Raw genomic sequence first — 12,591 nt, 5'->3', positions numbered from 1 at the left:
CCGCCCGCGGCTCCTCTGCCGCCACGTCGCACAGGTGTACCCAACTCCCGCACGGGAAAAGGGAAGGCGACGTGACGACAGGGAGGGGTGCAGGGAATGAGACATCGCCTGAAGAGATGGCGGCGCTCCGTGGGGAGCGCCGCCGTCGCGTTGTGTACGGCGGCCGGGATCGGTGGGGTGCTGGGCGCGCCGGCGGTGGCGGCGGAGGGGCCGGTGCCGGTGACGTCGTATGCGTACACGAGCGCGGCGGGGGATTACATCGGTGAGGGCCGCTCGGGTGCGTACCGGGAGCCGGCCGCCGAGATCACGATGGCGGGCGACGCCGGATACGCCCGGATCAGTGTGAAGGCCGCCCATGACTGGTGGGAGATCGAACTCGCCGCTCCCAAGGGCGAGCGACTGCGCCCCGGCGTCTACCGGGACGCCGAGATCGCGCCCGCCCGCACGGGCCGCTCGCCGGGACTCGACGTCTGGGGCAACGGCCGTGGTTGTGGTCAGGTGTACGGCCGGTTCACGGTGGAGCAGATCGCCACGGACGAAGCCGGTTCGATCACGCTCCTGGATGCCTCCTACACGCAGCGGTGCGAGTCGGCGACCGCCCCGCCGCTCAAGGGGACGGTCGAGTACCGCGCGCTGCCGCTTTCGTATGCCTACGAGAGTCAGCCGGGGGACTGGACCGGCCAGGGGAAGTCGATGACGCACACCGGCTCCACCAGCACTTTCACGCTCTCCGACGGGCCGGACGGCGGCGTGCTGTTCACGGCCGAGGGCAAGCGGGAGGACTGGACGGCCGATCTGCGGCCGCCGCTGGGAGAGCGGCTGGCGGCGGGGCGTACGTACCAGGTCACCGGCGCCGAGCATGGCGCTCGGATGGAGGTGTCCGGCAACGCCCACGGCTGCAACACGACCACCGGCGAATTCACCGTCGACCGGCTGTACTTCGCCGACGACGGCAAGGCGTCGGGTCTCGCCGCCCGCTTCAAGCAGTTCTGTGACGACAGCGCGTCGGCGCTGACGGGCACCATCCACTACGGCGCCTGACCGCGCGGTGCGGGCCGCGCTCTCTCCGGAGAGCGCGCCCGGTAACTCCCATCCCTTGACGGGCAGTTGGCCGGTTCCGTGGCTTGTGCCCCCTTCGTGGTGTCCACATAATCGCAACGCTCTGCCGCGTCGTGGTGCCCCTTCCCCCACGTGCCCCTTCCCCCACGTACTTCCTGTTCCGGTGGCACCTCTGACGCGTGATTGGCATGTGCAGGACACGAGAGACCCGGCGCGGTGACCGGGTCCGTACCACCCCCTCGGAGAGGAAGCCCGTTGAACCGTTCCGCGAAATTCCTGAAGAGATCCGTCGCCCTCGGCGCCGTCGCCCTGGCGGCCCTGTCGCTGCAGCCCGGCGCCGCGAGCGCCGCCACCGAGCCGACACCGTCGAGCGGCACCCCCGGCACGAGAGTCGTCGGCGGTGTGCCCGCCGCACAGGGCGAGTTCCCGTTCATGGTGCGGCTGTCCATGGGCTGCGGCGGCGCGCTCTACCGCCAGGACATCGTGCTCACCGCCGCGCACTGCGTGGACGGCAGCGGCAACAACACCTCCATCACCGCCACGGCCGGCGTCGTGGACCTCCAGAGCTCCAGCGCGATCAAGGTCAGGTCCACCAAGGTGCTCCAGGCGCCCGGCTACAACGGCCAGGGCAAGGACTGGGCACTGATCAAGCTGGCCCGTCCCGTGAACCTGCCCACCCTGCGCACCACCACGGACGGCCGCTACGACCAGGGCGACTTCGTCGTCGCCGGGTGGGGCGCCACCAGGGAGGGCGGCGGGCAGCAGCGCTACCTGCGCAAGGCGACGGTGCCCTTCGTCGACACCGCGACCTGCCGCCAGGCGTACGGCAGCTCGTACATCCCCGGCGAGGAGATCTGCGCCGGGATCATGCGGACCGGCGGCGTGGACACCTGCCAGGGCGACTCCGGCGGCCCGATGTTCCGCAAGGACGACGCGGGCGCGTGGGTCCAGGTCGGCATCACCAGCTGGGGCGAGGGCTGCGCACGGCCCGGCAAGCCCGGCGTCTACACGCGGGTGAGCGCCTTCTCGCAGGCCATCGCGAAGGCCGCGGACCAGCTGCGACGCTGAGTCCGGGCGGGCGGGTGCGCGCCGCGCGGCGGCCGCCGGTTCGGCCGCTTCGCCGCCCACCCGCCCGTACCCGAGCGGCAATTGGTCCGAACCACCCAGATGCGGATACGTCGCCGTACTCGGGACGTGGCCGGTTTCAGAACCTTGTGCATCTTTGGGGCGCGTCCACATAATCACAACGCTCCAGCTTCACCACGGCACATCCGGCGCAGCTCTTCGCGCCCGGTCGTGCCGCGGTGTGCCGCGTGGCAACAGCTGGGGACCGATGTGCCTCCGACGCGAGAGGGAAGTCCTTGAAGCGCTCCGCGAGATGTATCAAGAGATCCATAGCCGTTGGCGCCGCCGTGGCGGCGGTGGTCGCACTCCAGTCGGCAGGCGGCGCCAGCGCCGCTCCCGCCCCGACGCCGACCCCCGGCCAGCAGATCATCGGCGGACCGCCCGCCAAGCAGGGCGAGTTCCCGTTCATGGTCCGGCTCTCGATGGGCTGTGGTGGCTCCCTCATCCGGCAGGACGTCGTCCTGACCGCCGCGCACTGCGTGGACGGCAGCGGCCCCAACACGTCCATCACCGTCACCGCGGGCGTCGTGGATCTCCAGAACCCCAAGGCGATCAAGGTGAAGTCCACCGAGGTCGCGCAGGCACCCGGGTACAACGGCAAGGGCAAGGACTGGGCGCTGATCAAGCTCGCCACGCCCATCAAGAACCAGGAGACGCTGCACCTCGCCGAGGACGACACGTTCGACCGCGGCAAGTTCACCATCACCGGCTGGGGCGCCAGCCGCGAAGGCGGCGCGCAGCAGCGCTACCTGCGCAAGGCCCAGGTCCCGTTCGTGAACATGACCGCCTGCAAGCAGGCGTACGGCGACCTGCTGACCCCCGGCGAGGAGCTCTGCGCCGGCTTCGTGGCGGAGGGCGGCGTCGACACCTGCCAGGGTGACTCCGGCGGCCCGATGTTCCGCCGCGACGAGGACGGCGACTGGGTCCAGGTCGGCATCACCAGCTGGGGCGAGGGCTGCGCACGGCCCGGCAAGCCCGGCGTCTACACGAAGGTGAGCGCCTTCTCCGCGCAGATCGAGAAGGCCGCCAACAAGCTGGCGGGCTGACCGGACGCGTCCCGGGCCGCGCGGTCGGCCCGGGATGTCGCGCTGAAGTGACGCGGACCCGTCCCGGAAACCTCTTGCCCTCGCCTCCCGCACCCGGGACAACTTCCCGAGTACGAGAATCGCGAAGCCGGTCGGTCCGGCACCCGGCGACCTCCTCACCGACACCGTCGCCGGCGGCTCCCGTGGCGGACACAGCGCTCCGCCCTGGCCGACGGCACGCTCGACATCTTCGCGGCCGAAGGCCCCGAAGGCATCACCGGCACGATCAGCCCCGCCCACCCGCAGAAACCGAACGGCCGCCACCGGGCCGAGATCGTCAAAGCCGTCGTCCACCGGTCCGCCCGCGGCCAGGGCCTCGGCTGCTCCCTCCTCACCACGGCCGAACAGTGGGCCGCTCGCGCCGGTTTCCGCCTCCTTTTCCTCGACACGGAAACCGCCGGCCCGGCGGACCACCCGTACCGCCGCAGCGGCTGGGCCCCGTACGGCACGGTCCCGTACGGCACGGTCCCGTACGGCACGGTCCCGTCGTATGCGGCGGACCCGGGAGGGGCGCTTCGGGACTGCACGTTCTTTTACAAGGTGACGGGTTAGGCGTAAGCGTGACGCGCGGCGCCAACCGTCTTTGTCTCTCCGAGCCCGTGCTGCCCACAGCGATGAGTCATCGGGCTGTTCTCCGAGCCGACCCAGCGGGCACCCGATAGGTTCATCTCATGCCTGGCCGCCTCTTGGAGCTTCACGTAGAGAACTTCCGCAGTCTGCGTGACGTCACCATCCCCCTTGGCCCACTGACCGTGCTCGTGGGCCCGAACGGGGTGGGAAAGTCGAATGTTCTCAAGGTCTTCGACTTCCTCGCCTCGATCATCCGAACGGATCTGCAACCCGCGCTCGACGATCGCGGTGGGTTCGACGAGGTGGGATTCTGGGGCGGCGAGAAGCCTCCGACCTCGATGAAGATCGAGCTGAAAGCCACCTGGACGACGCATGCGAGCCCTAAGGCACCGGACGAGTACGCACTGACCATTCGAAGGCGCGCCACACCGACCAGCCGCCACTCCTACACGCTGTCGCGTCACGAGAGCTTCCGGTTCAAGCGGACTCGCGGCAGGGGACGACGAATCACCATTTCAGGTGATGAGGCGCGCGTGGTCGACGAGAGAGCCGGGCGCGAGGACGACAACACCAGGTTCGGCATGCAGCGGCTCAGCAGCGGTTTGTCGACACTCCCGCGCCTGGGGCGATCGGACGGTGGAGAGGAAGTGACGCGCGTCGCCGAACGCCTCTCCTCATTCCGGGTCTTCGACGTGGATGTCACCGCTGCCCGGCAGCCGACCCGCGCCCGATCCACCCTTGCCGACCGCTTGCAGTCGCACGCCGAAAACCTGGCTGCATTCCTCGTCCAGCTCAGCGCGGACGAGGATCGCTGGGAACACCTCACGAAGGACGCGCGCCGCATACTGCCGCAACTTGAGGCGATCGAGTTCGAACAGGTCGGTGGTTACGCTGACCGACTCGCCGTCGTCCTCCACGAGCGAGGACTGCGCCGCACCACCCCCTTGGCCGACGCCTCCTTCGGAACGGTGCGGCTCCTGGGCCTGCTGGCCATGCTCTACGACCCGCACCCTCCCGCGCTCACCTGCGTCGAAGAGATTGACCACGGCCTGCACCCGCAAGCACTGGAACTGATCGTGGAGCGATTGCGAGAGGCCTCTGCACGGACCCAGTTCATTGTGGCGACCCATTCGCCGGCGCTGGTCGACCGCCTGCAGCCGCACGAGTTCATCGTGTGTGACCGTGAAGAAAGCGGTGCGTCGATCATCCCGGCACTGGCGGAGAGCGAGGTCAAGGAGATCGCCGCCGAGGCCGGGGACCGGCCGCTCGGTGAACTGTGGTTCTCCGGCGTACTCGGCGGTGACCTTACGGAGGACGAACTGTGAGGCGCGGAGCGAGTAGGCCGGCGGGCAGAGGCATCGTCGTCCTGGCAGGCGAGAGTTCCAACGACCGGCGCATGCTGGCCGCCTTCATCAAAGCCGCTCACCCGGACTTAGCAGCTTCTGTCAGTCTTACCGAAATCACCGACCCGGTCCGGCTGCGGAAGAAGACGGGTGTCGAACTGGCGACAGCGGCGAACGTACTGGTGGGCAAGGCGCGGGGAAAGGCCAAGCTGAAGGCCGGAGATTTCGTCGGTATCGCGGTCCACGAGGACATGGATTCCTGCCCCGGACCCGCCTACGACACGGCGCGTCGAGCGGTCTCCGCGGCCCTTGCCAGGGCTGCCGGGGCCTCATCGTCCGTTTACGCACTGGCCGCGGCGGAGGCCGAAGCCTGGCTTCTGCTGTTCCCCGACGCGTTCTCTCTCTTCCGGCCTTCGTGGAAGCTTCCCGCACAGTGGAAGGGGAAGGACACCGGCCGTCGAAGAACCCCCAAGGAAGACATCGAGGCCGTACTGACCCGTCCCCGCTTCAGGGAGAGCGACGGACCCGAGATCGCGAACACTGCGCTGAGTCAGGGGCTACTGGACAGGCCCGACGGTTCAAATCGCTCCTACAGTGAGTTCGTGCGGGACCTGACCGAGTGGCCGGTTCAGCGACGGACGCGGTAGGACTCAGGCGCCCGAGGCGAGCATGTCGCCGTTGACGGCGCCTATGAGATAGCCGAACTTGTTCTGGGTGGTGGTGACCACCACGTGGGGCGCTTCGCTTTCCCGGATGCGTATGGTGTTGTCGGGGGATGCGGCGAGATTGAGGCAGTTACTGGAGTCTGCGCAGTAGGACGACTTCTGCCAGTGGGTGGACGGCACGGTCACGCCTTTCAGAGTTCGCGGGCGGTGCTGTGGATGAAATTCCGGGAAGCGGCTGCGGTGAGGGCCTTTTGGGACAGTAGGTCCATGACGGCGTGGTACAGCGCCAGTTGGGCGGTGGCGTGCTGGAACGCGGGGCAGCCCAATTGATCGAGTTGCACGGTGCCGAGTTCCGGCGTCGGCCCGGACGCATACGTGATCGTCTGGCCGGAGCCAGGGAAATCGCCCCGTGAGAACGGGATTACGAGAACGGTGACGTTGTCGCGTTCACTTGTCGCGGTGATGTGCTCAAGCTGCTTGCGGGCGCTTGCCGCTTGATGCGGAATGAGGTGCGGTGCTCGACCTCGTGCGGCGGCAAAGGCGGTACGCCCTGGTTGAAGACGACGCGCGCGTGGTCGATGGTCTGGAGAAGGCCGGGCAGCGTGGCGGTCTGTGCCGTTCGGAGTTCGCGGGCGTGGAGCTCCATCTCCGCGATGCCGATTTGCCAGGCAGGCAGGGAGCCGTGGCACTCCTCCCAGCAGTGGCGGGCACGGTCGTCGGCCATTGCCGCGAGCGCGTCGACGAAGGGCTGGTTCCCGCAGGCGTAGTTCAACTGCACGGGGAGACGGGGCTGGTCAGGCTGTGTGCCGAGAGTTTCGGCGGGTTCGCTTACGGGGCGGGGGTGTTGGGGTCGGGCGGGGGCGAGGTGATGTGGTTCGAGCTGGGGGAGGAGTGTCCGTTGCGGGGCGGCGGGGGCGGGCTCGGGTGAGGAGGGTGGGGGCCGTACCGGCGAGGAGCAGGGTCAGGGCGGCCCAGGGGAGGGCCGCGGGCGGGGCGGCGGTCAGGAGGAGGGCGCCGGTCAGGGCGCCGGCGCCGATGCCGGTGTTGAAGGCGGCGACGTAGAGGGACGAGGCCGCGTCGGGGGCGGTGGGGGCCGTACGCAGGACGGCGGTCTGGAAGCAGACGGGGAGCGCGGTGCAGGCCGTGCCCCAGGTGGCGATGGCGAGGAGGACGAGGGGGCGGTGGGCCGGGGCCGCGCCCAGGACGGTGAGGGAGACGGCCATCAGGGCGAGCGTGCCGAGGAGCGTGGCGCGGGGGCGGGTGTCGACGAGGGCGCCGCTGAGCCAGGTGCCCGCGATCCCGGTCAGGCCGAAGAGGAGGAGTACGGCGCTGACGGAGGCGGGGGCGAAACCGGCGGCGTCGCGGAGGTATTCGGTCACGTACGTGTAGAGCGTGAAGTGGCCGAGGATGACGAGACCGGTGGTCAGGACGATCTGCCTCAGGCCCGGGGTGCGGGCCACCCGGGGGAGGTGGGACACGCGCAGCGGCGGCCCGGGCGGGACCTGCGGCAGCAGGCGCGCGGCGGTGAGCAGTGTGACCAGGCCCAGCGCGGCGGTGGCGAGGAACGCGGCGCGCCAGCCGAAGGCCGTACCGGCCGTCGTCCCGAGCGGTACTCCCACGACGAAGGCGAGGGAGACGCCCGCGAAGACGATCGCCGTGGCGCGGCCCGAGCGCCCCGGTCCGGCGATGGCGGCCGCGTACCCGGCGACGATGGCGTAGAAGACGCCGTGTGCCAGGCCGCACAGGAGGCGGGTCGCCGCGAGGGTGGCGTAGTCGGGGGAGAGGCCCGAGAGCGCGGTGGCGGCCATGAAGACGGCGCAGGTGGTCAGGAAGAGGCGCTTGCGGGACCAGGCGGAGGTACGGGCGGTGAGCGGGGCCGCGGCCAGGCCGACGGTGAAGGCGTAGACGGTGACGAGGAGCCCCGTACGGGACGGGGCGACGTGCAGGTCGCGGCTGATGTCCGGGAGCAGGCCGACCGGCAGGAACTCGATGGTGCCGATGATGAAGACGAGGAGAGAGAGGAGCAGGAGGCGGGAGAGGCGCGCAGCCGAGTGGGGACTGGGGGACATGCGCGGGACCGTAGGCGCTGACACCGGTGTGAAGGTCAAGGCGCCCGGGCGCCTTGCGTCGGGTGTGCGGGGCTGGGGGCGCCTTGCCTCAGGTGTACGGGCTGGGAGTGCCTGGTCTCAGGGCTGCGGGGCGGGACGGGGCGCTGCGTACGGCGCCGCGGGGATCTGCTGCATCCGGGTCAGCTTGCGGACGAAGAGGATGGCGAGGACGGCGGCGGCGATGTCCAGGAGGTCGGCGAGCGCGATCACCGACACGGCCTGGCGGAGGGCGTCCGGGAGTTCGGCCCTCTTGTAGAGGGCGTTGCCGATCCGGCCGGTGATCATCGTGAGGACCCACAGCGTCCACCAGGCCCGCACCGGCGCGGTCGAGACCGTACGCCAGGAACCGTCGGGCGCCGACTGGGCGCTGGCCTGCCAGGTCTCCTTGGCGACGCGGAACGGCAGCCACAGGTTGCCGATCGGCACGAACCAGGAGCCGATCGCCCAGCCGCGGCCCAGGGTGCACACGTCCCGGGTGTAGTGCTCGGCGTTCACCCGGGAGCGGTGGAACCAGATGATGAAGACGACGGCGGTGGCGATCAGGAGGGCGTCTTGCAGGGTGACGGCCGCTCCGTACAGCGCGTCGGCCCGTTCGGCTTCCTGCGTGGTGGCGGTCGTCAGATTGCCCAGCAACATACGCATGTTGAAGTCGACACCGAGCGCGAAGAGGTCGGTCGCGACGACCACGTACAGGAGTGTGGTGACGGCGGTGGCGAGGCCCTTGGTCGACCGGAGCGCCGGGCCGCCGGTGGGCGGGAAGCCGTCGGACGGCGGGAATCCGTGGAGCGGCGGACCGGCGGGTATGTGGGACATGGCTGAGTAACTCCCCTGAACATGAAAATGCCCGCCCTTGGGCGGGAGGAGGAATTTACGGGATGTCAGGTGCCTCGGCAAATGGTCCGGGACGGCGGCTGCCCCGGCCGGGGGCGGCCGGGGCGGCGAGAGGTGGACGAAGAGGCCGGCCTAGGCCCGGCCGACGGCCTCGGCCATGACGGCGGCGGTCTTGATGATCAGGGGGGTGTCGCCCGGGTCGGTGGGCCGGGACGGCTTGTGGGTGAAGGCCGCGAGGACGAGCGGGGTGCCGTCGGGGGTCCAGGCGACGGCCGCGTCGTTGCTCGTCCCGTACGTGCTCCCGCCACCCGACTTGTCCGCCACCTTCCAGTCCTTCGGCAGGCCCGCGCGGAAACGTTCCACGCTGGTGGTGTTGCGCAGCAGCCAGTCGGTCAGCAGCACCCGGTCCGGGCGGTTCAGGGCGTCGCCGAGGACGAGCCGGCGGTAGGTGCGGGCGATGGCGTACGGGGAGGTGGTGTCCGTACGGCGGCCTGGTTCGCCGGAGTTCAGCTCCGGCTCCCAGCGGTCGAGGCGGGTCACCGGGTCGCCTAGGGAGCGGCAGAAGCGGGTGACGGCGGTCGGGCCGCCCAGCTCGCGCAGGAGGAGGTTGGCCGCGCAGTTGTCGCTGTACCGGATCGTCGCGTCGCACAGGTCCCGTACGGACATGCCGTCGGCGACGTGCTGGGAGGTGACGGGCACGTGGCCGGCCTTCTGCACGTCGGCCTCGGTGTAGTGGATGACGCGGGACAGTTCGGTGCCGTCGTGGTCGAGGTCGCGCAGTACGGCCGCGACGGCGAGCGTCTTGAAGACCGAGCAGATCGGGAACCGTTCGTGGGCGCGGTGGAGCAGGGTCGCGCCGGTGGCGAGGTTGAGGGCGAAGACGCCGATCCGGGCCTGGTGTTCGCGCTCCAGGTCGCGCAGCCGGCGGGTGGCCGTGGATTGCGCGGCGGAGGCCGCGGCCGGGCCGGTGGCACCGGCCTGCGTGGTGCCGGCCGGGGCCGCGCTCGCCGTCGTGGAGCCGAGGGCGAGCGCGCCGCCGAGGCCGAGACCGGCGCCGAGCATGGACCGCCGGGTGAGTGACGGCGTGGGTTTGCGCATGGTGTGTCCTTTCCCCAGTCCCCCGGTTGGGCTGTTGCTGGTGGGGACGTCGGGACGGAGGGGCTGGTTGCGTAAGCCCGACAGCGCCGTGGCCGTTGCTAGAGGGCGTTGTCCAGCTCGCTCTGCCAGTACGTGACCTGGGCGGAGTCGTCGATGTACGTGCCCTTCGGCAGCGCGGGCCGGGCCGGGCGCTCGGCGTAGCTGCCGTCCCGGTTCGCGAAGAACACGTCCAGGCTGCGCACTGTCTTCCCCCCGCCGGCCTCCCCGGTGGCGTCCGACGTGCGCACGGCCGCGTACGCGGACTGGCCCGGCTCGACGGACACCACGGCCTGCGGCTTGCTGTCCGGCATCACCGCGGTGGACGCCTGGGCGTCGTCGAAGCGGAGGGCCGGGTAGTGGTACGCGTCGCAGCGGGTCGAACCGGTGTTGGTGAGGGTGAGCAGCAGGTGGTTGATGGGGCGGCTGAGCTTGGAGACGGTCACCTTGGTGTCGGCCGCGGTGCAGGTGGTGGACTTCCCGCCCGACGCGGTGCCCTGCTTGCCTCCGGAACCGGCCTTGGTGGGAGTTACGTGCGAGCCGTGGCCGCTCTGCGAGCCGGCGCCCGAGGGGGACTTGACCGACGGCCCCGCACCGCCCGAGCCGTCCGCGGAAACAGAACTGGAACCGGAACCGGAAGCAGACCCGGCCGAGGAGTCCGGGCCGGCGGAGGCCGCCGGCCGGTCGGCTCCGGCGGCCTTCTTGCCGTCCTCGCCGCCGCCGCACGCGGTCAGCGAGAAGGCGGCGGCGACGGCCGCGGCGGAGGCGGCGATGCGGGCGGTACGAGTGGTGAAGAGACGCGAACGCATGGGTGATGCTCCCCGTGAGGTGCTGGGAAAGGGACGGTGGGACGGCGGATCGGCCGCGGTCAGATGCCGTGGAGTACGGCCGCCACGACGACGACACAGACGGTCAGTACGCCCAGTGCCGCGAGATCGGCCGGTTCGAGAGGACAGCGGAAACGGGTCCGCACGGCTGCTCCCCGGTAAGGCCCCTGGTCAGGGCGTCGTCAGTGGTCACAGCCTGGGCGACGGTCCGTCCCGGCCACAACGGCTGCCCGGACATCCGGGACGCTGGAACGATTGCGCGTACCCTGACCTGGGGGAATGGGGGTTCCCTGGAACGGAGTTCCGGGACGGGCAGGAGGGGAAACGGTGGGCACGGCTTCCGGTACAGACGATTTCGCGGCACTGCTGCGCACGTTGAAGGCGCGGTCAGGGCTGAGCTACGGCGTCCTGGCCAAACGCCTGCACATGAGTACGTCCACGCTGCACCGCTACTGCAACGGCGACGCGGTGCCGACGGACTACGCGCCCGTGGAGCGGCTGGCGCGGGTGTGCGGCGCGAAGCCCGGCGAACTGGTCGAGCTGCACCGCCGGTGGATCCTGGCGGACGCGGCACGGGGGCGTCGGACGGTGGAGGAGGTCCCTCCGGTTACGGTCGCCGAACCGGAACCGGAACCGGAACCGGAATCGGAACCGGAACCGGAACCGGAATCAGGAAAGGGACTGGACTCGGGGCCGAAACCGGAGCCGGATCCGCAAGCGGAACCGGGACCCGCGCCCGTCCCCACATCGGGACCCGCCCCCGAACCGACCCCCGAACCGGAACCCTCCGCACCGCACCCCCCGGCATCGGCCCAGCCCCCCACCCCCCGCCGCCCCTTCCCCCCGAAGCTCCGCTGGGCTCTGGCGGGCGCTGTCGCGCTCGCGCTGACCGTCCCGGTCGTCGTCCACGGCATGACGTCCTCCGAACCGGACCACTCCAAGAGCGTGGGCGCACGGGTGGACGGAACCGGCGCCGGGCGCGGCCCGGTTCCGGACGGCGGCTTCTCCGGCAAGCCGTCCGCCTCGGCCTCCGCCTCCGCCTCTGCCGGGCCGACCGGGAAGCCGAAGCAGAGCGGCGCACCGCGCACCGCGGAGCCGAGCGGCGGCGCCGCCGGTGCCGGTTCGGGCGGTGGCGACGAGGGTGACGCCGGCGGCAACAGCGACCGCAGCAGCGGCTTCCCGCTGACCGTCGACGTCCGTACGAACAACTGGGACGACCCCTGCGACCGCTGGTACATGCTGGACAAACCGCCCACCGAGGTCCCGCCGCCGCCCACCGGAGTGGACGCGCGCGGCTGGGCGAACGCGCTGGGCGGGGTGCCCGGCGGGCACCTCAGGGTGTCGCTGGCGGTGCAGGGCACGGGTGACGAGGCCGTCGTACTGCACTCGCTGACCGTACGGACCACCGCGCGCACGGCGTCCGTGGCGGGCTCGGCGTACTCCATGGGCGACGGCTGCGGCGGCGGGCTGACCCCGGCCTCGTTCGATGTCGGGCTGGACGCGGCGCAACCGCTGACGCGGCCGATCGCGGGCGAGCAGGGCGACCGGAAGATCCCGGCGACCGACTTCCCGTTCAAGGTCTCGGCGTCCGACCCGCAGATGCTGTACGTCGACGCGCACGCGGAGGCGAACGACGTCAGCTGGTACCTGGAGCTGGAGTGGAGCAGCGGCGGCCGGCGCGGCACGCTGCGCCTGGACGATCACGGCAGGCCGTTCCGTACGAGTGCGATGCAGGGCCGGCCGGCCTACCACTACCGGTACGACCAGAACGTCTGGGAGCCCGCCGGGAACTGAGAGCGGAGTCCGCCCGGAACAGGGCGCGCGAACAGGGGGAGGGCCCCGCC

At 70.8% G+C, this 12,591-nt stretch carries 12 protein-coding genes and 1 pseudogene; 7 read left to right on the top strand and 6 right to left on the bottom strand.

What is annotated here, in order from left to right; genetic code table 11:
* Positions 1 to 96: 96 nt before the first annotated feature.
* The 6 genes from ACZ4Z1_RS06355 (at position 97) to ACZ4Z1_RS06330 (ending at position 5,829) form a co-directional block, all read left to right on the top strand.
* Positions 97 to 1,041 (top strand): hypothetical protein, encoded by a 945-nt coding sequence (locus ACZ4Z1_RS06355; RefSeq protein WP_468485375.1) that lies wholly within the window; start codon positions 97 to 99, stop codon positions 1,039 to 1,041.
* Between the two features lie 273 nt (positions 1,042 to 1,314).
* Positions 1,315 to 2,127, top strand: coding sequence for a serine protease (locus tag ACZ4Z1_RS06350; protein ID WP_468485374.1), 813 nt, complete (start codon positions 1,315 to 1,317; stop codon positions 2,125 to 2,127).
* A gap of 293 nt (positions 2,128 to 2,420) precedes the next feature.
* A complete protein-coding gene (locus tag ACZ4Z1_RS06345; RefSeq protein WP_468485373.1) occupies positions 2,421 to 3,230 on the top strand; it encodes a S1 family peptidase in 810 nt (269 codons plus the stop codon).
* Positions 3,231 to 3,434: 204 nt separating this feature from the next.
* Positions 3,435 to 3,821, top strand: coding sequence for a GNAT family N-acetyltransferase (locus tag ACZ4Z1_RS06340; RefSeq protein ID WP_468485435.1), 387 nt, complete (start codon positions 3,435 to 3,437; stop codon positions 3,819 to 3,821).
* Positions 3,822 to 3,940: 119 nt separating this feature from the next.
* Positions 3,941 to 5,164 carry an AAA family ATPase gene (locus tag ACZ4Z1_RS06335; RefSeq protein ID WP_468485372.1) on the top strand — a complete coding sequence of 408 codons (1,224 nt, stop codon included), beginning with the start codon at positions 3,941 to 3,943 and terminating at the stop codon, positions 5,162 to 5,164.
* Between the two features lie 71 nt (positions 5,165 to 5,235).
* Complete coding sequence (locus ACZ4Z1_RS06330) at positions 5,236 to 5,829, top strand: hypothetical protein (RefSeq protein WP_468485371.1); 594 nt, start codon at positions 5,236 to 5,238, stop codon at positions 5,827 to 5,829.
* A 3-nt stretch (positions 5,830 to 5,832) separates the two neighbouring features.
* Here the strand turns inward: ACZ4Z1_RS06330 and ACZ4Z1_RS06325 are convergent, their stop codons facing one another.
* From ACZ4Z1_RS06325 to ACZ4Z1_RS06300, 6 genes and pseudogenes are all read right to left on the bottom strand, one after another.
* Complete coding sequence (locus tag ACZ4Z1_RS06325) at positions 5,833 to 6,033, bottom strand: DUF397 domain-containing protein (protein WP_468485370.1); 201 nt, start codon at positions 6,031 to 6,033, stop codon at positions 5,833 to 5,835.
* A 5-nt stretch (positions 6,034 to 6,038) separates the two neighbouring features.
* Positions 6,039 to 6,493, bottom strand: a pseudogene (locus tag ACZ4Z1_RS06320) (Scr1 family TA system antitoxin-like transcriptional regulator).
* A 148-nt stretch (positions 6,494 to 6,641) separates the two neighbouring features.
* Entirely contained in the window at positions 6,642 to 7,916 is a 1,275-nt protein-coding gene (locus ACZ4Z1_RS06315; RefSeq protein ID WP_468485369.1) for an MFS transporter, read from the bottom strand.
* 117 nt (positions 7,917 to 8,033) lie between these two features.
* Entirely contained in the window at positions 8,034 to 8,768 is a 735-nt protein-coding gene (locus ACZ4Z1_RS06310) for a DUF4328 domain-containing protein (RefSeq protein ID WP_468485368.1), read from the bottom strand.
* A gap of 150 nt (positions 8,769 to 8,918) precedes the next feature.
* A complete protein-coding gene (bla, locus tag ACZ4Z1_RS06305; RefSeq protein WP_468485367.1) occupies positions 8,919 to 9,884 on the bottom strand; it encodes a class A beta-lactamase in 966 nt (321 codons plus the stop codon).
* Between the two features lie 98 nt (positions 9,885 to 9,982).
* Positions 9,983 to 10,729, bottom strand: a complete 747-nt coding sequence (locus tag ACZ4Z1_RS06300; RefSeq protein ID WP_468485366.1) for a DUF4232 domain-containing protein — start codon at positions 10,727 to 10,729, stop codon at positions 9,983 to 9,985.
* Between the two features lie 345 nt (positions 10,730 to 11,074).
* On the opposite strand from ACZ4Z1_RS06300, the gene ACZ4Z1_RS06295 reads away from it, so the two are divergent.
* On the top strand, positions 11,075 to 12,541 hold the full coding sequence (locus ACZ4Z1_RS06295) for a helix-turn-helix domain-containing protein (RefSeq protein WP_468485365.1): 1,467 nt from the start codon (positions 11,075 to 11,077) through the stop codon (positions 12,539 to 12,541).
* Positions 12,542 to 12,591: the final 50 nt, after the last annotated feature.

This window comes from Streptomyces sp. NPDC030165 (genome assembly GCF_055573595.1).
This window is presented reverse-complemented; position numbering and strand designations above follow the sequence as displayed.

What these genes read in the sequence shown, in the direction of transcription:
- ACZ4Z1_RS06355 (WP_468485375.1), top strand. Translation starts at nt 97, where the DNA reads ATGAGACATCGCCTGAAGAGATGGCGGCGCTCCGTGGGGAGCGCCGCC.
- ACZ4Z1_RS06335 (WP_468485372.1), top strand. Translation starts at nt 3,941, where the DNA reads ATGCCTGGCCGCCTCTTGGAGCTTCACGTAGAGAACTTCCGCAGTCTG.
- ACZ4Z1_RS06330 (WP_468485371.1), top strand. Translation starts at nt 5,236, where the DNA reads ATGCTGGCCGCCTTCATCAAAGCCGCTCACCCGGACTTAGCAGCTTCT.
- ACZ4Z1_RS06315 (WP_468485369.1), bottom strand. Translation starts at nt 7,916, where the DNA reads ATGTCCCCCAGTCCCCACTCGGCTGCGCGCCTCTCCCGCCTCCTGCTC.
- ACZ4Z1_RS06310 (WP_468485368.1), bottom strand. Translation starts at nt 8,768, where the DNA reads ATGTCCCACATACCCGCCGGTCCGCCGCTCCACGGATTCCCGCCGTCC.
- bla (WP_468485367.1), bottom strand. Translation starts at nt 9,884, where the DNA reads ATGCGCAAACCCACGCCGTCACTCACCCGGCGGTCCATGCTCGGCGCC.
- ACZ4Z1_RS06300 (WP_468485366.1), bottom strand. Translation starts at nt 10,729, where the DNA reads ATGCGTTCGCGTCTCTTCACCACTCGTACCGCCCGCATCGCCGCCTCC.